Annotated in this window: 18 protein-coding genes; 2 read left to right on the plus strand and 16 right to left on the minus strand. The window is 45.4% G+C overall.

Annotation, left to right across the window (positions count from 1 at the left end):
- Window positions 1-55: 55 nt before the first annotated feature.
- Window positions 56-655, minus strand: a complete 600-nt coding sequence (locus tag APB76_RS13680) for a YitT family protein (RefSeq protein ID WP_049845419.1) — start codon at window positions 653-655, stop codon at window positions 56-58.
- A gap of 365 nt (window positions 656-1,020) precedes the next feature.
- Here APB76_RS13680 and glyA point away from each other — a divergent pair, with 365 nt between their 5' ends.
- Window positions 1,021-2,271, plus strand: coding sequence for a serine hydroxymethyltransferase (glyA, locus tag APB76_RS13685; RefSeq protein WP_049845420.1), 1,251 nt, complete (start codon window positions 1,021-1,023; stop codon window positions 2,269-2,271).
- Window positions 2,272-2,381: 110 nt separating this feature from the next.
- On the opposite strand, the gene APB76_RS13690 is transcribed toward glyA, so the two are convergent.
- The 13 genes from APB76_RS13690 to leuS form a co-directional block, all read right to left on the minus strand.
- Window positions 2,382-2,708, minus strand: a complete 327-nt coding sequence (locus APB76_RS13690; protein ID WP_049845421.1) for a hypothetical protein — start codon at window positions 2,706-2,708, stop codon at window positions 2,382-2,384.
- A 197-nt stretch (window positions 2,709-2,905) separates the two neighbouring features.
- Window positions 2,906-3,871 carry a lipoyl synthase gene (gene lipA, locus APB76_RS13695; RefSeq protein ID WP_049845422.1) on the minus strand — a complete coding sequence of 322 codons (966 nt, stop codon included), beginning with the start codon at window positions 3,869-3,871 and terminating at the stop codon, window positions 2,906-2,908.
- Between the two features lie 7 nt (window positions 3,872-3,878).
- On the minus strand, window positions 3,879-4,547 hold the full coding sequence (gene lipB / locus APB76_RS13700; RefSeq protein WP_054963243.1) for a lipoyl(octanoyl) transferase LipB: 669 nt from the start codon (window positions 4,545-4,547) through the stop codon (window positions 3,879-3,881).
- Window positions 4,548-4,726: 179 nt separating this feature from the next.
- Window positions 4,727-5,005 carry a DUF493 family protein YbeD gene (ybeD, locus tag APB76_RS13705; protein ID WP_004415161.1) on the minus strand — a complete coding sequence of 93 codons (279 nt, stop codon included), beginning with the start codon at window positions 5,003-5,005 and terminating at the stop codon, window positions 4,727-4,729.
- A 148-nt stretch (window positions 5,006-5,153) separates the two neighbouring features.
- Entirely contained in the window at window positions 5,154-6,332 is a 1,179-nt protein-coding gene (locus APB76_RS13710) for a serine hydrolase (RefSeq protein WP_054963244.1), read from the minus strand.
- Between the two features lie 90 nt (window positions 6,333-6,422).
- Entirely contained in the window at window positions 6,423-7,205 is a 783-nt protein-coding gene (locus APB76_RS13715) for a septal ring lytic transglycosylase RlpA family protein (protein WP_054963245.1), read from the minus strand.
- Window positions 7,206-8,327 (minus strand): rod shape-determining protein RodA, encoded by a 1,122-nt coding sequence (gene rodA / locus APB76_RS13720; RefSeq protein ID WP_049845426.1) that lies wholly within the window; start codon window positions 8,325-8,327, stop codon window positions 7,206-7,208.
- Window positions 8,328-8,329: 2 nt separating this feature from the next.
- Window positions 8,330-10,210, minus strand: a complete 1,881-nt coding sequence (mrdA, locus tag APB76_RS13725; RefSeq protein ID WP_054963246.1) for a penicillin-binding protein 2 — start codon at window positions 10,208-10,210, stop codon at window positions 8,330-8,332.
- 6 nt (window positions 10,211-10,216) lie between these two features.
- On the minus strand, window positions 10,217-10,687 hold the full coding sequence (gene rlmH, locus APB76_RS13730; RefSeq protein WP_054963247.1) for a 23S rRNA (pseudouridine(1915)-N(3))-methyltransferase RlmH: 471 nt from the start codon (window positions 10,685-10,687) through the stop codon (window positions 10,217-10,219).
- 3 nt (window positions 10,688-10,690) lie between these two features.
- Entirely contained in the window at window positions 10,691-11,008 is a 318-nt protein-coding gene (gene rsfS, locus APB76_RS13735) for a ribosome silencing factor (protein ID WP_054963286.1), read from the minus strand.
- Between the two features lie 72 nt (window positions 11,009-11,080).
- Window positions 11,081-12,094, minus strand: coding sequence for a DNA polymerase III subunit delta (holA, locus tag APB76_RS13740; protein WP_054963248.1), 1,014 nt, complete (start codon window positions 12,092-12,094; stop codon window positions 11,081-11,083).
- An 8-nt stretch (window positions 12,095-12,102) separates the two neighbouring features.
- Complete coding sequence (locus APB76_RS13745; RefSeq protein WP_054963249.1) at window positions 12,103-12,750, minus strand: LPS-assembly lipoprotein LptE; 648 nt, start codon at window positions 12,748-12,750, stop codon at window positions 12,103-12,105.
- Between the two features lie 148 nt (window positions 12,751-12,898).
- Window positions 12,899-15,487, minus strand: a complete 2,589-nt coding sequence (gene leuS / locus APB76_RS13750; RefSeq protein WP_054963250.1) for a leucine--tRNA ligase — start codon at window positions 15,485-15,487, stop codon at window positions 12,899-12,901.
- A 189-nt stretch (window positions 15,488-15,676) separates the two neighbouring features.
- Between leuS and APB76_RS13755 the strand changes: the two genes are divergently transcribed.
- On the plus strand, window positions 15,677-16,147 hold the full coding sequence (locus tag APB76_RS13755) for a zinc ribbon-containing protein (protein ID WP_049845432.1): 471 nt from the start codon (window positions 15,677-15,679) through the stop codon (window positions 16,145-16,147).
- 240 nt (window positions 16,148-16,387) lie between these two features.
- On the opposite strand, the gene lnt is transcribed toward APB76_RS13755, so the two are convergent.
- Complete coding sequence (gene lnt, locus APB76_RS13760; RefSeq protein WP_054963251.1) at window positions 16,388-17,896, minus strand: apolipoprotein N-acyltransferase; 1,509 nt, start codon at window positions 17,894-17,896, stop codon at window positions 16,388-16,390.
- Window positions 17,897-17,934: 38 nt separating this feature from the next.
- On the minus strand, window positions 17,935-18,834 hold the full coding sequence (gene corC, locus APB76_RS13765) for a CNNM family magnesium/cobalt transport protein CorC (protein WP_049845434.1): 900 nt from the start codon (window positions 18,832-18,834) through the stop codon (window positions 17,935-17,937).
- Window positions 18,835-18,908 lie beyond the last annotated feature (74 nt).

Genomic DNA, 18,908 nt, shown 5'->3' on the forward strand with positions numbered 1-18,908 from the left:
TTCTCGCTTCTCGCTTCTCGCTTCTCGCTTCTCGCTTCTCGCTTCTCGCTTCTCGCTAACCGTAATTAACACTATAACGCGTTGGCTTATGGTTCATGGCCAATACAAGGTTGAGCGCCACAGCACCGATGATTGAAAGTGCGATAACCTGTGGTGAGACGAAGAAGAATGACGCGACCAAAATGCAAAAATCGATAGCTAGCTGGGATTTGCCAACAGAAATACCAAATTTGTCTTGGATGAATAGGCACAGGACGTTGAATCCACCAAGGCTTGAGCGGTGGCGGAAGAGAATTAGCATCCCTAACCCCATTAGTAAACCACCTGCGACCGCACAATAGACCTGATTTATTGTATCTAAGCTAATCACTAAATAGAGATGATCGGCAAAAACCGACACCAAAGCACCAGAAATAGCACTATTAAATGCAAAGCGAGAACCAAATCGTTTCCAAGCCAACAGGTAAAAAGGACAATTAGCCACAAAGTAGAGCGTACCAAAAGAGAGTGAGACGAATTGACTCGCTAATAGCGCAAGTCCGGTCGTCCCTCCAGTAAGTAGTGAGGCTGACTGTAAAAAGAAAACGCCTTGGGCAACAAGAAAGGTGCCCGTTAAAATTGCGATCCAGTCTTCTCTTCTTGAGTGTTTTTCCATCAGATTGAAATTTAATCGCTGAATAATGGCGTGCATACTATTTAAAAAATGAGGATTTCGGTAGCTTGAGAGAGAAATTTAAGGTAAACCTATGTAATTATCGTTTTACGGAGTGTAAAGGACAAAATTGACACTTTTCTAAATTATCATTTAGGCAGACGTTCAATATGACATTCCTTGTAGAGCATTATGAAAAAACTGCATGAGAAAAATGTGAATTTTCTCTTTATGACCTAGATCAAATTATGTAGAATGCGCGTCATTAGCTTAATGCAAACGTTTGCGTCAGGTGAAAACGTCGGTATTGAGGTCAGGAATCAGTTTTTTAACATTTTTTAAGTCTTAATCTGAGTCAGGAGATACAGATGCTAAAGCGTGATATGAACATCGCAGATTACGATGCGGAACTGTTCGCAGCAATCCAAGAAGAAACCCTTCGCCAGGAAGAACACATTGAACTTATCGCTTCAGAAAACTACACAAGCCCACGTGTAATGGAAGCGCAAGGTTCTCAGCTGACAAATAAATACGCTGAAGGTTACCCGGGCAAGCGCTACTATGGTGGTTGTGAGTACGTTGATAAAGCAGAAGCTCTTGCTATCGACCGCGCATGCGAGCTTTTCGGTTGTGAGTATGCAAACGTACAGCCACATTCTGGTTCTCAAGCAAACAGCGCTGTTTACATGGCACTTTTAAATCCAGGCGATACGGTTTTAGGTATGAGCCTAGCGCACGGTGGTCACCTGACTCACGGCTCCCCGGTAAACTTCTCTGGTAAGCACTACAACGTTATTCCTTATGGTATCGATGAAGCGGGTCAAATCAACTATGACGAAATGGAGCAACTTGCTCTTGAGCATAAGCCTAAGATGATCATCGGTGGTTTCTCTGCTTACTCTCAAATCGTAGATTGGGCGCGCATGCGTGAAATCGCAGACAAGGCTGGCGCTTGGTTATTTGTTGATATGGCGCACGTTGCTGGTCTAATTGCAGCAGGCGAATACCCGACACCAGTACCACATGCTCATGTTGTTACAACAACTACGCACAAAACGCTAGCAGGCCCACGTGGTGGTCTCATTCTGTCTAATGCTGGCGAAGAGATGTATAAGAAGTTGAACTCAGCAGTATTCCCTGGTGGTCAAGGTGGTCCTCTGATGCACGTTATCGCTGGTAAAGCAGTTGCGTTCAAAGAAGCAATGGAGCCTGAATTCAAAGCTTACCAAGCGCGCGTAGTGAAGAACGCAAAAGCCATGGTTGCTCAGTTCCAAGAACGCGGATACAAAATCGTTTCTAATGGTACTGAAAATCACCTGTTCCTTGTTGACCTAATCGATAAAGACATCACAGGTAAAGACGCAGACGCAGCTTTAGGTGCCGCAAACATCACGGTAAACAAAAACTCAGTGCCAAACGACCCGCGTAGCCCGTTTGTTACTTCAGGTATTCGTGTTGGATCTCCAGCAATCACACGTCGTGGTTTCACTGAAGAAGATGCAAAAGAGTTAGCAAACTGGATGTGTGACGTTTTAGATAACATCGGTAACGAAGACGTTATTGAAGCGACTAAAGCAAAAGTGCTTGAAATTTGTAAGCGCCTACCAGTTTACGCTTAATCAAAATTCTGATTGATTAAAGCACCTCCAACTTGGAGGTGTTTTTTTATGATTTGAAAATGAGAAACAAAAACGGCAGCCGAGGCTGCCGTTTCAAATCTTAGTTGAGCTTATTTGTTTACACTGATTGTCTCACCAGATTTACAACGGAATTGGTAGTATTTAGTGCTTTCGTTGAATTTAGATAGACCTTCACCACTACAGTAGTCTGCGTTGATATCACGCATAGTGTCTAGAGTTGCTTCACTGCGAAGCGCAAATTTAGAGCCATCAGCACATACGATACGTACACGACCATCGTCACTCACTGAATAGGTTTTCACTTCAGTATTACAAAGCTCGAAAGAAGCGTCCATGTAGTTATCTTGCTGAGTTGGTTCAGATGCACAACCTGCAAGAGTAATAGCCACAACAGCGGCAGCAAAAATGTTTTTCATGTATCTATCCAATAATTCGAGTATGTGATGAAAGGTTGATTTAAGTATTATATCAAACCTGTACTTTCATTCTAGTATCAAAGTTGTTTCAGCATTTGATATGGTAGTGGATTGTGGCGGGCGAGTAAAATCAGCACAAATAAAATATGCCTCACGTTCAAAAACGAGAGGCATATAAACTGAATAATCACTTGGTGTTAGCTTACTTCGACACCTTGCGCTTGAAGATCGGCGTGGTAAGAAGAGCGAACAAATGGCCCACATGCTGCGTGAGTAAAGCCAAGTTCAAGTGCAATCTCTTTTAGTTCATCAAACTCTGAAGGTGGAACGTAGCGCTCTACTGGTAAATGATGACGGCTAGGTGCTAGGTATTGGCCTAACGTCAGCATGGTTACACCGTGCGCTCGAAGATCTTTCAATACTTCGACGATCTCTTCTTTCGTCTCGCCAAGCCCCATCATGATTCCTGACTTGGTCGGAATATTCGGGTGTTGCTCTTTGAACTTCTGTAGAAGCTGTAGAGACCATTTGTAGTTTGCGCCAGGCCGAGCCTTACGGTACAGGCGAGGTGCGGTTTCTAAGTTATGATTGAAGACATCTGGTGGATTATCTTTCAATAATTCGAGCGCAACATCCATACGGCCGCGGAAGTCAGGTACCAGTGTTTCAATTCTTATGCTTGGATTAAGCGCGCGGATCTCGCGGTTACAGTCAGCAAAGTGCTGTGCGCCACCATCACGTAGATCATCACGGTCAACTGAAGTAATCACTACGTACTTCAGTTTCATATCTTGAATCGTTTTTGCCAGCTTTTGTGGCTCATTTGCTTCAGGCGTAAGAGGGCGACCATGGGCAACATCACAGAATGGGCAGCGGCGAGTACAGATCGCACCCAAAATCATAAAGGTCGCGGTCCCGTGGTTAAAACATTCTGCAAGGTTAGGGCATGAAGCTTCTTCACAAACGGAGTGTAGGTTGTTTTTACGCATTGCAGATTTAATATCTTGAATGCGCTGGCTGTCGGCAGGTAGCTTGATCTTCATCCAGTCTGGTTTACGAAGAACTTCTTTTTGCTCTGTAGGCATGTTCTTTACTGGAATCAGTGCCATTTTGTCAGCGTCGCGGTACTTAACGCCTTTTTCCATTTGGATTGGTTTACTCATGCTTCTCTTACTTCTCGTTACTGTTGGTCTTGTGGCTTGCTTGTGTGTCAATTTTGACCTGCTGATAATTGAGTAAAGCAACCAGTTCTTCGACAAGTTTTGTCTCTACTTGTGTTATATCTTCAGGCCCGCCAAGTTGGCTGACTTGAACCATTTCCATTCCCGCATAACCGCATGGGTTGATTCGGAGAAATGGCGTAAGATCCATATTTACATTTAGCGCTAAGCCGTGGAACGAACAACCTTTGCGGATTCGTAACCCTAAGGAACAGATTTTCTTCCCATCTACATAGACTCCCGGTGCGTCGGGGCGTGCAGCCGAGTCGATATTGTATGCTTTTAGTGTATTGATGACGAGATTCTCTATATGGGTAACAAGATCTCGCACACCTATTTTTTTACGACGAAGGTTAATTAGAAAATACGCGACGAGCTGGCCAGGACCATGATAGGTGACTTGGCCACCTCTATCGCTTTGAACGACTGGAATATCACCAGTGTTCAGTAGATGCTCCTCTTTACCTGCTTGTCCCTGTGTGAAGACTGGATTGTGCTCGACAAGCCATACCTCGTCGGCAGTATCTTCAGTGCGGTTATCTGTGAAGTCGTGCATTGCTTGCCAGATTGGCTCGTAATCTTGTCTTCCTAGATGTTTAACAACAAGCTGGTTTCGCATTCCGCTTTTCCATCGTCGGTTAATAAAGTTAACGGATTATAAACTGCTTCTGGTCAAGGAACTATATACCAGTAACACATTTTTAACCCTAGACTTTTTGCAGGATGATTATCTATTTGATATCTAAAAAGAAAGCAGCTTTCGCTGCCTTCAAAAAAAATTGATTATATCAAATTTAGTTATAGAACCATGCGTACAATGTCGATTTCACCTAGCTCTTTATAAAGCGTTTCAACCTGTTCGATTGAAGTGGCAGTGATGTTAACCGACACCGAGTGGTAATTGCCCTTAGCGCTTGGCTTTACTGTTGGGCTGTAATCACCTGGAGCATGGCGTTGAATTACTTCTAAAACCTTTTCAGGAAGTTCAGGCTTAGCGTAGCCCATTACCTTGTAGGTAAAAGAACACGGGAACTCCAGCAGGTCTTTCAGTTTTGCGTCTGAGTTAATGTTCAGCATTTTGAAACTCCAAGTTGGGAAGTCGTTGTTAGCAGCGCGAAATAGTACTTTCTATCGAGTGCGAACTCAAGATTACCTCAGCGCTTTGTCAATTGGGTGAAAAGTAAAAAAGCCGCACTAGGCGGCTTTTTAAAGCTAAGTACGCGAATTACAAGAAGCTTTTGAATAGCATCACAATGTAATCCCATAGACGGCTGAATAGGCTGCCTTCTTCCACGTCTTCAAGAGCAAGAAGCGGGTACTCTGCAATATCTTCACCTTCTAGTTGATAGTATAGCTTACCAACTACGTCACCCTTCATAATTGGGGCTTCTAGCTCTTTTTCAAGCACGAAGCTTGCCTTAAGGTTTTTTGCTTGGCCGCGAGGAAGAGTTACATAGGTATCTTGGTCAAGACCAAGGGCTACAGTATCTTTGTTACCCATCCAGATCTTCTCTTCAACGAAGGTTTCTCCAGCTTTATGTGGCGCGACTGTTTCGAAGAAGCGGAAGCCGTAGCTCAGAAGCTTCTTGCTTTCTGATTTACGTGCGTTGGCATTCTTTGTTCCCATTACCACAGCAACTAGGCGCATTTTTCCTTCAGTTGCAGAGCTAACTAAGCTGTAGCCCGCGTTACTTGTGTGGCCAGTCTTAATGCCATCAACGTTCATGCTCTTGTCCCAAAGCAAACCATTGCGGTTGTATTGGGTGATGCCGTTGTAAGTAAATTTCTTGTCTGAGTAGATACGGTACTCGTCTGGCACGTCGCGGATCAGTGCGCTGCCAAGCAGGGCCATATCGTAAGGGGTTGAGTATAGATTCGGATTGTCTAGACCATGCACGTTAGCAAAGTGGGTGTCTTTCATACCGATAGTGTCAGCCCAAGCGTTCATTAGATCGACAAATGCGTCTTCTGAACCAGCGATGTGCTCTGCCATTGCAACACAAGCATCGTTACCAGACTGAACAATGATACCGCGGTTTAGGTCTTCTACTTTTACCGTAGTACCAACTTCGATAAACATTTTTGAAGAATCAGGGAAGTTTTTCGCCCAAGCGTTTTTACTGATAGTGACATCATCTTGAAGTGAGATGTTGCCACGCTCTAATTCTTGGCCGATGACATAACTGGTCATCATCTTAGTCAAACTTGCTGGAGATAACTTAGTGTTCATCTCTTTTTCAGCAAGTACTTTACCTGAATGGTAATCCATCAATACGTAACCTTTGGCTGCGATTTGAGGGGCGTCAGGAACCACAATTGGGGATGCGAATACAGAAGATGCGAATGTTGCAGAAAGCGCAATCGAAGACGCAAAAGCTGATTTAATTAGCGTTGTTTTTTTCATATTGACTACAGAATTATCGTTTACTGTCCATATCTTAACAGAATCAATCTCTCAAGCCAGTGTAGCGGTTTGGATACACTGGATTGAGGACTAGTGGGATTTTATGAAAGCACTGGTGTAACCCAAGTCTTTCACTTGTTCAAGTGCTTTTTGGCCGTGCATATAGTCGCTAAATGGGCCTAAAAATACCCGGTGAAGCTTGTCGCCGGAACTTACATAACTCTTGACCGAAAGCTTTTGACTCAAATTTTGTGCTAAAGTTTCAACTCGGTCTTGATGTTGCGACGAAGCGACCTGGACAACAAACTTTGGTAATGCTTCTTGTTTATGTGTTTGGGTCGGTTTGTCGATGGTGATGACCTCTATTTCAACCTTGGCCGTACCAGTACGAATCACGTCGAGTTTTAGCGCAGCAGCATAGCTCAGATCGATGATTCGACCTTCGTGGAAAGGACCACGGTCATTGACCCGCACAATCGCCGTTTTGCCATTATCTTTGTTGGTGACTTTGACATAGCTTGGAATCGGCAGCTCTTTGTGCGCCGCTGACATCGAGTACATATCATATATTTCGCCATTAGAGGTCAAATGACCATGGAACTTTTTACCATACCAAGAGGCAATGCCTTCCTGTTTAAAGCCTTGTGGCTCTTTGATGATGGTGTAGTCTTTACCTCTTAGGCGGTAATTGCTATTTCCCCCTAGGCTGTATGATTCATACATAGGTGTTGCATCTTCAATATGATCGACACTAATCGGTGCGTCCGGGGCAATGTCGTCGTCAATGGTGTAGCGCTTTGACGGCGCAGATGAACAGCCAGCCAAGATTAGGCTCGTTGCTGTTACTGTTAGCAATAATTGCTTATTTATCATTTAGATTGCCTTAGAGAACGCTTTTCTATGGGTATGAATAGACATCAAAATGCCGAAACCAGCCATGAGAGTAACCATTGATGTACCGCCATAACTGATAAGAGGCAGTGGAACGCCTACCACAGGTAAGATACCACTTACCATGCCGATGTTAACGAAAACATAGACAAAAAAACTGAGAACGATACTACCAGCCATCATGCGGCCAAAGGCAGTTTGAGCTTTACTAGCGAGCACAAGACCTCGCCCAATGATGAAAAGGTACAGACCAAGCAAAATCAATATGCCAATCAAGCCCCACTCTTCGCCGATAACTGCAAAAATAAAGTCTGTATGTCGCTCGGGAAGGAACTCTAATTGAGATTGAGTACCTTGTAGCCAACCTTTGCCAGAAACGCCACCAGAGCCAATGGCTATTTTACTCTGAATAATGTGATAACCGGCACCGAGTGGATCCGATTCTGGGTTGAATAGGGTCCTAACTCGAACTTTCTGATACTCACGCATTAGGAAGAACCACAGAATTGGTAAAAAAGCACCTAAGCCACATGCGGCGGCAAAGATAATTTTCCAGCTGATACCTGCTAAGAAAATTACAAATATCCCCGATGCTGCGATTAGGATTGAAGTGCCTAAATCTGGCTGTTTGGCGATCAAGATTGTAGGTACAAATACCATCACCAACGAAATAACCAGAGTCTGGAAGGTCGGTGGGAGAGGTCGCTTACCTATATAGCGGGCAATCATCAGCGGTACGGCAAGCTTCAATAGCTCGGAGGGCTGAAAACGAACAAAGCCTAAATTCAACCAACGTTGTGCCCCTTTAGATGCTTCACCAAAGAACAGTACCCCTAGTAGCAAAATAACGCCGCCAACAAACATAAGTGGTGCCAGTGCTTCATAGGTACGTGGTGGTATCTGAGCAAGGATTAGCATTACGCCAAGCGAGAGGGCCATACGCATTGCTTGTCTGTCCATCATGGCTAAGCTTTGGCCGCTAGCACTGTACATAACAACTAGACCAAAGCCCATGAGTACCAAAATCCCCAGAAGCAGTGGTAGATCTAAGTGAAAGCGTTCAAATAGAGCGCGGTTTTGACCTGTTGCCGGGTTCAAGTCCATGGTTATTTCGCCTTATTATTATCTACGAGAACATGGTCGAATATTCTTCTCACTACCGGAGCAGCTTGAGAAGAACCACCCCCCGCGTTTTCTAATACTATGGTCACAATCAGCTCTGGGTCTTCAATGGGCGCAAACCCCGTAAATAGCGCATGGTCTCGCAAATGCTCTGCGATTTCATCTGCGTTGTACTCTTCATCTTCAGCCAAACCAAAGACTTGGGCGGTGCCTGATTTTCCCCCACTGGAGTATCCCGTTTTGGTAAAAGAGCGGCGTGCAGTTCCTTTCTTACCATGGTTAACTAAGCGCATACCTTCAATCGCCATATCCCAGTAGCGATCTTTTACTCCGCTAATTGGCGGATAAGTTTCGATATCTGACAGTTGTCTCTTTTCAAAATCTTCACCATTATTTATGGTTGCTCTTAGTAGGTGAGGGGCAATCACTTCACCTCGATTAACCAGAACAGAAGTCGCTTTGGCAATTTGCATTGGGGTTGCCGTCCAGTAACCTTGACCAATACCTACCGGGATGGTGTCACCTTGATACCAAGGCACACGGTGGCGGGCCATTTTCCACTCTCGAGTCGGCATATTGGCTTTGCTTTCTTCATGAATATCAATCCCGGTATAGTCACCGAAACCAAACATCATCATCCAGCGCGAGATGCGATCGATACCCATGTCATAAGCAATCTGGTAGAAGAACGTATCGACTGACTCTTCAATCGATTTAACGATATCCACCTTACCGTGCCCCCAAGCCAACCAGTCTCGGAATGGTCGAGTTTTAGAGTTAGGGATCTTCCAATAACCAGGGTCGTTGCGAGTGGTGTAAGGAGTGACAACGCCTTCTTCTAGTGCAGCGACCGCCATAAACGGCTTGATGGTTGAGGCCGGTGGGTAGATCCCTAGCGTTGCGCGGTTTACTAGTGGGCGGTTCTTATCATTCAGTAGTGCACTGTATGCCTTACCAGAAATACCGTGAACAAAAGCATTTGGATCGTAACTTGGGCTAGAGACCATAGCCAATACCCCATTATCTTTGGGATCAAGCACGACAGCACTGCCACGACGGTCGGCGAGTAATTGATGAATGTAGAGCTGTAAATCAATGTCGAGGTTAAGAACAATGTCTTTACCAGGTTCTGGTGGTTCGTATTTAAGGGTTCTTATCACCCGACCACGGCTGTTGACTTCGACTTCTTGATAACCTGCAATACCATGAAGCGTATCTTCGTAATAACGTTCGATACCTAACTTCCCGATATCGCGAGTGGCTTGATAATTTGCGTCTTTCTCTTCTCGCACTAGGCGTTGAACATCGCGATCATTGATTCGAGATACATAGCCAATTACATGAGTAAGGACCTCACCGTATGGATAATGCCTTTTAAGCGCGGCATTGATCGAAACACCAGGGAAGTTGTGCTGGTTGACCGAGAATTTTGCCGCTTGTTCCTGGGTCAATTGGGTCAGAATTGGAACGGACTTAAAGCGACGTGTTTGACGGCGCTCACGTTTAAATCGTTCGATTTGCTCGGGAGTAATAGTTAGAATCTGTTGTAAACGATCAAGCGTTTCGTCCATATCCTTGACTTTCTCAGGCGTGATTTCAAGGCTGAACACTGGGCGGTTTTCAGCTAAGAGATTCCCTTTGCGATCGTAGATTAGGCCACGGTTTGGCGCGATAGGTACAACCTTAATTCGGTTGTCGTTCGAACGAGTTTTGTAATCTTGGAACTGATTGATTTGGATGTTGTACAGGTTAGTGATTAACACCCCAACCAAGGCAATAATACCGATGAAAGCGACAATAGCGCGACTTCTAAAGAGTCGCGCTTCTTCATGGTAATCCCTTATCTGGGTACGCTTCCGTAACATTAATGGCTATTCTCGGTGGTAAGGGTGGTTCGCGGTAATGCTCCACGCTCGATATAAACTCTCAGCCATGACAATGCGTACTAATGGGTGAGGTAAGGTTAACGCTGACAACGACCAACTTTGATCAGCCGCTGATTTACAGGCCGGAGCAAGACCCTCTGGACCGCCGATGAGAATCGATACGTCTCTTCCGTCAAGCTTCCAGTTTTCCAATTGTTGTGCTAATTGCGGTGTATCCCACTTTTTGCCAGGGATGTCGAGAGTAACAATTCGATTGCCTTTTGGCACGGCTGCGAGCATGGCTTCGCCTTCTTTTTGCAGAATTCTTGCAATATCGGCATTTTTTCCGCGTTTTCCGGCGGTTATTTCAACAAGCTCTAGTGGCAAATCGTGGGGAAAGCGACGACGATATTCTTGAAAGCCTTCTTCGACCCACTTAGGCATCTTAGTCCCAACGGCAACCAGCTGTATTTTCATCGCTTAGCCCCAAAGCTTTTCCAGTTGGTACAGTTCACGTTGTTCTTCTTGCATTACGTGAACAATGGTATCCCCCATATCTAGTACGACCCATTCACCTTCAGCCTCCCCATCAATACCCAGTGGCTCCATTCCAGCTAGCTTTGATTCTTTTGCAACATGTTCAGCGATAGAGACAACGTGACGCTTAGATGTACCCGTACAGACGATCATGAAGTCAGTAATACTTGATTTGCCTTGAACATCAATGGTTTTTATGTCTTGTGCTTTCATATCATCGGCTTTGTCAGCAAGGAAGTTGTTTAACTCTTCAAATTGCAAGGTAGTGTCCTCGTTGGTGTTGTGCTCACGCACAGGTTTGTCTTTTTTCGGCGGCGAAGTATAGCACGCTTTCTATAGCTTCACTTGTGGTACACAAAACTCAGTACTTAACTGATGTAATAGTGGCCAGCTTGATTGATCGTATTGAGTTTTAACCAATAATTCGACTTTAGTCAGTAATTGAAGTAAGCGGGTAATTTTTTCTGGTTGCAAGCGCTCTAAAGCTGCTGAGTATAAGGGGCGCTTAGATTGCCAAACTCGATAGCTTTCAAACACCTGACCTATCGGCTTTACTTTAATCTGATTAGCCATATTGAGTAATTGAGTCAGCTCTTTTTGTATGGTGCGAACTAAAATAACGCTTTCGACACCTTCTGCTTCTAGCTGACGCAATATGCGTTGTGAGCGTTTGGCTTTTCCCGCTAATAAAGCATCAACCCAGTGAAAGGCAGTAAAGTGATTATGGCGGCTTAAAGACTCTTCAAGCCGAATCAGGTTTAGTACGCCATCTGGGTAGAGCAGCGCTAATTTTTCCAAGCTTTGACTAAGAGCAAATAGGTTGCCTTCATGCCACTGAGCAAGCATCTGGACTGCTTCTTGATCGGGTTTTAGATTTAGAGCACGGCAACGTGCCTGCACAAACTGCGGTAGTCTTTGGATATCTGGACTTAAGCAGTTTACCCAACAACCCTGGCTTGAGAGTGTCTTAAACCATTTGGCATTTTCTTGGGCTTTAGTTAGCTTAGCTCCAATGACGACCAGTATGACATCTCCATGGAGTAGTTCAGAAACAGCTACCAGCTCTTTGGCAATGGCGGCATTTACACCTGACTCAGGCAGTTCCAACTCTATGATCTGTCTTGCAGAGAACAAGCTCATCGCCTGACAGCAGTCATATACTAGGTTCCAGTCAAATGAGCTGTCGATAGCAAAGCGGTGTCGCTCTTCAAAGCCTTGTGAAAACGCTGCTTTGTGAATGAATTGACGAGATTCTTGAATCAGGAGAGGTTCGTTACCAAAGATGAGGTAAGTAGGGTGGAGCTGCTTAGCTAGCTGCTCCACTAGACGGTCGGCGAAAATTCGCATAATCGTAATTAGTTAGCTGGAGTTTCAGATGTAACATTCCCCTGAGCATCTTCCCCGTAGTACGTTTTTACACGGTACTGCTCTTCTTCTACTTTGAGTAAAGCTTCCTGCTTTTCTTCCAATAGCTCGTTGGCTTCAATATCTGCTTTCAATCGGCCCATTTGGCGAATGATTTGGGAAGCGGCTAGCTTACGCATTTCATCTTCAATCATGTCTCGTTCTACCGATTTTGCCAGTGCGGTTAGTGGGTTATCTAGATAACTACGAGTTACGCTGGTCGAAAAAGTTTTTGTTCCAAGCTCTGGCACTGTCACGCGGTAAGATGCACGGAAAGTCAGTTCTATTTCCGCTGCGCGCGTATTTTGGTAAAGAGATAGTGTACGCTCGCCAACACCTTCACTGAGAAGGTGCAAGTTAGGAATGTTTTCCGCTGGCGGAACTACCTCGATTTCACTCATGCGCAATTGACCCTTCATCATACGAGTGAAAATGCTGTATTGGTCGTAACTGGTGAGAGACATGGTTTCCAATTCTTCTGGAACCGAGTAATCACCACGTAAGTGGAAACCACAAGCTGAAAGCAAGCTTGCCAATAAAACAACACTAGTAAGTTTTACAAAGGATAATGAAATAAGGCGCGATGCACGACGAAACATGGATTTAGGACTCTCGATTATTGGAATACTTATGTTAAGGCTCTAGTTTCTATAATAGCTGATAAAACCCTAAGATAAGTATAAGCAGGGTAATAACTTACCCCGCTTATACTCTTTATACTTGAGTATATGACGTATGAAGCTACGATTAGTTCGCTACAATGTTTAGAAGTTTACCCGGTACGTAAATCACTTTACGAATCGTTTTGTCTTCTGTGAACTTAGTAACGTTTTCATCGTTTAGGCCTAACTGTTCAATCTCCTCTTTCGAGATGTCAGCCGGAACAGTCAGCTTCGCACGTAGCTTACCGTTAACCTGAACGATGATGAGTTTCTCGTCTTCAACAAGCGCCTTTTCATCGTGTGTCGGCCACTGTGCGTTATCGACATCAGACTCACCCAGTGCCGTCCACATTTCGAATGAGATGTGTGGAGTGATAGGGTAAAGCATTGCAACAACAGCTTTCAGTGCTTCATCAAGGATTGCGCGGTCTTGTACTGATTCTTGAGGTGCTTTTGCGAGCTTGTTCATCAGTTCCATGATCGCAGCGATTGCGGTATTGAATGTTTGACGGCGAGCGATATCGTCAGTCACTTTGGCGATAGTCTTGTGAACATCACGTCGTAGTGCTTTCTGGTCGCTAGATAGTGCTGAGGTGTCAACACCTTCTGCTGCACCCTTTGAAGCGTGCTCGTTGACCAGTTTCCATACACGTTTTAGGAAACGGTTAGCGCCTTCTACGCCAGACTCTTGCCACTCAAGTGTCATGTCTGCAGGAGAAGCAAACATCATGAATAGACGTACTGTATCAGCACCGTACTTGTCTACCATCTCTTGTGGGTCGATACCGTTGTTTTTCGACTTAGACATCTTGATCATGCCTGAGTGAGTTACGTCACGGCCTTCGTTGTCTTTCGCAGAGGTGATGCGACCTTTACCGTCACGCTCTATCGCTACGTCAGTAGGTGCAACCCACTCTTTAGTGCCCTTCTCGTTCTCATGGTAGAACGCATCAGCCAGTACCATGCCCTGACATAGAAGCTGCTTGAAAGGCTCGTCAGAGGTTACGTAGCCTGCGTCGCGTAGAAGTTTGTGGAAGAAGCGAGAGTACAGTAGGTGCATACAAGCGTGTTCGATACCACCGATGTACTGGTCTACTGGTAGCCAGTAGTTTGCTTTTTCTGGATCTAGTATGTCGTCAGCTTGTGGTGAACAGTAACGCGCGTAGTACCAAGAAGACTCCATGAAGGTATCGAACGTGTCTGTCTCACGAAGAGCTGGTTCGCCGTTGAATGTTGTTTCAGCCCAAGACTTGTCTGCCTTGATAGGGCTAGTCACACCGTCCATTACCACGTCTTCTGGAAGAATCACTGGTAGTTGGTCAGCGGGTACTGGATGAACTTCACCATCTTCGGTGGTGACCATAGGGATTGGTGCGCCCCAGTAACGTTGGCGAGATACTCCCCAGTCACGTAGACGGAAGTTTACAGTCTTAGTACCTTTGCTTTCTGCTTCTAGCTTGGCCGCGATTGCGTCGAATGCTGCTTGGAATTCAAGGCCATCAAACTCACCAGAGTCGAATAGTACACCTTTCTCTGTGTACGCTTCTTCGGTGATGTCTAGCTCGCTGTTGTCAGTTGGCTTGATCACTGGAACGATGTCTAGGCCGTACTTAGTTGCAAACTCGTAGTCACGTTGGTCGTGTGCAGGTACGGCCATTACCGCGCCTGTACCGTAGTCCATCAGTACGAAGTTAGCGACGTATACTGGAACTTCTCGGCCGTTCAATGGGTGAATAGCAGTAAGGCCAGTTGCCATACCTTTCTTCTCCATTGTTGCCAGCTCCGCTTCAGCAACTTTGTTGTTCTTACATTCGTCGATAAACGCTGCAAGCTCAGGATTATTCTCTGCTGCTACAGATGCCAGAGGGTGACCTGCTGCGATACCCACGTAAGTGACACCCATTAGTGTGTCTGGACGTGTTGTATAAACTTCTAGGTCTTGCAGACCCTTAACTTCGACGTTCTTTACAGTAAATCGGAGTTCTACACCTTCAGAGCGGCCGATCCAGTTACGCTGCATGGTCTTAACCATTTCAGGCCAACCGTCTAGGTTGTCTAGGTCGTCTAGTAGCTCTTGAGCGTATTCAGTGATCTTAATGAACCACTGTGGGATCTCTTTTTGCTCTACCGGTGTGTCACAACGCCAACAGCAGCCGTCTTCAACCTGCTCGTTTGCAAGAACAGTTTGGTCATTTGGACACCAGTTAACAGATGATGTCTTCTTGTAAACCAGACCTTTGTTGTAAAGCTTAGTGAAGAACTCTTGCTCCCAACGGTAGTACTCAGGTGTACAGGTTGCAAATTCGCGGCTCCAGTCATAACCAAAGCCTAGAAGCTTAAGTTGGTTCTTCATGTACTCAATGTTTTCATAAGTCCATGGCGCAGGTGCAGTGTTGTTTTTCACTGCCGCGTTTTCTGCAGGTAGACCGAATGCATCCCAACCGATTGGTTGCATTACGTTTTTACCTTGCAGGCGTTGGAAACGAGAGACTACATCACCGATAGTGTAGTTACGCACGTGACCCATGTGCAGTCGGCCACTTGGGTAAGGGAACATAGATAGACAGTAGAATTTTTCTTTATTTGGGTCTTCACTTACAACAAAGGTCTTGTTGTTGTCCCAGTGCTGTTGAACTTTCTGTTCAATATCTTGCGGGTTGTATTGTTCTTGCATCGATGATGTCCGGTTATCTTGGAATTTGTGAGTTCGGTTAGAACAGACTTAAATAGATCGTCATAGAATACCTAAAGGAAAGGTGCACAACAATAGCCAATCCATACTCTCCTCAGCATTAAATGGTTAGGAGACGACCTTGAGTCGACATATCGAGTTTGTTTGTGAGATTCATTGCGGAGGTCAGCGATGCCAAAAAGAAAAGCAGGTTATGAAGAGATGCTTGAAGATGTTGTGGAAACACTCAAGCACAGCCCTGATGAGGTTAATCATGTAATTGAAACTTCAGGAAAAGTTGCGCAAGCCGCCAATGATCTCACCAAAGATGAAATGGCATTGGTTTCCGCGTATGTGAAGTCGGATTTAAAAGAGTTTGCTGAAAACTACGAAGAGTCTAAAGGTGGGCCGTTCTATTTGATGGTTACCGACTCGATTTGGCAAGGCTTGTTAGATATAACGGATCGTACAAAAGTGGAGTGGGTCGAGTTGTTCCAAGACTTGGAGCACCAAGGCTTATACCAAGCAGGCGAAGTGATTGGTTTAGGCATACTGGTCTGCGATGAGTGTGGGCACAAAACCCAGTATAACCACCCAACGGTGATTATCCCTTGTACTCATTGCGGGCATAAAGGATTCAGTCGTCAGGCGCTCAAGCCTTAGTGGGAGTCGGGACGGGCTGCGCCCTACGAGATGCTAGAACGCTGCGCTGCGAGAGCGGGCTTCGTCCTTCGAGAAGGGTTTGTGGCAACTGAACCGGAAGTTGCTGACTGAAACCTTTCTCGAAGGGGCTAATTCTATGAATTTAAAAAATAGGGTCGACACATAGTGCCAATCTTTTAGCTTTTCTCGCTTCTCGCTTCTCGCTTCTCGCTTCTCGCTTCTCGCTTCTCGCTTCTCGCTCTAGTCTCGCAATCTCCAACCAATAACTAAACTCAACACAACCCAAATATACATTGGCCATGTACCAAACTGGCGATAAGGTGTTTCACCTGAAGTGGACGGGATTTCGGCGCGCAAGACAGCGGTTTCAAATTGCGGCACTTGGGCTGTGATATGACCTTTATAGTCTGTCACTGCTGTTACCCCATTATTGGTTGCACGTATTACGGGCTTACCAAGTTCCAGTGCGCGCATGCGGGCGATTTCCATATGCTGCAAAGGGCCGATAGAACGCCCGAACCATGCGTCGTTTGACAGCGTAAGTATAAAGTCAGTGTCTTGAGTTACATTTTGTCTTACTTGTTCATTGAAGATGATTTCGTAGCAAAGCGCAGGTGCCATTTGCTTACCGTTGGCATCAATGTTCGCTTGGACAAAATCACCACGGCTAAATGAAGACATCGGCAAGTTAAAGAAAGGGGCAAGGGGACGCAGAACTTGTTCAAATGGAACAAATTCTCCAAATGGCAATAAGTGGTGTTTATGGTAACGGAGGTTCATGTCGTAGCGGTAATCCCCGAAAGGATTTTTACCCAGCGTGAGAATACTATTGTAGAACTTCTTATCTTCCCCTTGATTAATGATACCAGTGATCACGGCGCTATTATTCATCCGTGCTGCGGAGTCTAAATTGCTGAGGAAAGATGAGATTTCGAATTCAAGAGCAGGTACAGCGGCTTCAGGCCAAATGATGATGTCTGCATCCCAGTTTTCTCGGGTCAGATCAGTGTACTTCATGATGGTTGGCCAACGTTGGCTTGGCTGCCATTTTAGTTCTTGAGGAATGTTCCCCTGGATCAGCGCTACTTTAGTCACCTGATCTGAGTTTGGGGTGACCCATTGTGAGGACTGTAAGCCAAAGCCTGTCATGAAAATAACTGCTGGGATGAGTAGCAACAGCCATTGGCGCTGCAAGCTAGCATAGGCTATAGCTCCTGAACTGACAACGATTAGCAGTGTGATAAATTCTACCCCACCAAGCGGAGCAAAATTGCCCAACGGTGTGTCTATTTGACTATAACCTAGCCACAACCAAGGGAAACCCGTCATAACCCAGCCCCGTAACCAATCACAGATTAGCCACAGTGCCGGAGCGACTAGCATAAATCGAGTACGAGTTGTTTGTGGAAAGAATCGATTAATAGACCAGCTAAACAGTGCCGTATAAATGGCAAGGTAACCGACAAGCAGTGCCATGAGGAATACGCTAGCTATCTTGGGCATGCCGCCAAAATTGTCGATACTTACGTGCACCCAACTAATGCCTGTTGAGAACTGACCAAGTCCCCAGGCGTAACCTATCCACAGTGCACGTTTTGTTGATTGCTGGTGGATAAGGAGTAGCAATACGGCAGGGCTAACAATCGCCAGCGGCCATAATTGGTAAGGTGCAAATGCAAGTGTGGTTAATGCGCCAACAAAAACGGCCGCAAGCGGCCGTTTGAGGCGATGAAAAAGTGAATTTATCATCGTATATTTCTATCTGTTCCCATTAGGGATGGTTAGCGTTACTCTTGAGTAGAGTCTGCAATAAGCTCTTCGTCAGGTATGGTAACTTGTAGCTGCACAACGCGACGGTTATCGGCTGAAGTTACTTTGAAGTTGTATCTTTCAATCTCTACTACCTCGCCACGAGAAGGTAGGTGACCAAATGCTGTCATCACCATACCACCTACAGTATCCACCTCTTCGTCGCTGAAGGACGTACCAAACGTATCGTTAAACTCTTCGATAGTGGTGAGTGCTTTTACTGCAAAGGTGTGTTTGCTTAGCTTGCGGATATCTAGCTCTTCTTCATCGTCGAATTCATCTTCGATTTCACCCACGATTTCTTCGAGAATATCTTCAATGGTGACAAGTCCGGATACACCACCAAATTCATCGACAACGATAGACATATGATAGCGTTCTTCACGGAATTCTTTGAGTAAGCGGTCTACACGCTTGCTCTCAGGAACCACCACTGCAGGGCGGATCACCTGCTCTATATCAAATGGCTCGCTGCCAGAACCTAAGTATTTAAGTAAGTCCTTCGCTAACAGAATACCTTCTACATGGTCTTTGTCTTCACTGATCACTGGGTAGCGCGAGTGCTGGGCATCAGTGATCAGGTTGATCAAAGCGTCTAAATTGTCACTTCGGTCAACGGTAACCATTTGCGAACGCGGTAACATAATATCACGCACACGCATTTCAGAGATCTCCATAACACCTTCCAGCATGTCTCGGGTGTCGTGATCGATCAGGTCATTTTCTTCAGAGTCGCGGATCACATCCACAAGTTCTTGGCGATCTTTTGGCTCGCCTTGAAAAATTTGACCTAGGCGTCCGAAGAAGGACTTTCTACTCGGACCTTCAGATTTTTCTTTCTTACCTTCTAGAGAAGAGGGCGAATTGTCTTCGTTCATTGTTTCTCATTTAAGTAACGCTATCAGATGTGTGATAGCTCACATTGGTAAAGGCGAGTTGAAAACCGTTTCGC

It is taken from the genome of Vibrio bivalvicida, from assembly GCF_001399455.2.
GTDB classification, from domain to species: Bacteria; Pseudomonadota; Gammaproteobacteria; order Enterobacterales; family Vibrionaceae; genus Vibrio; species Vibrio bivalvicida.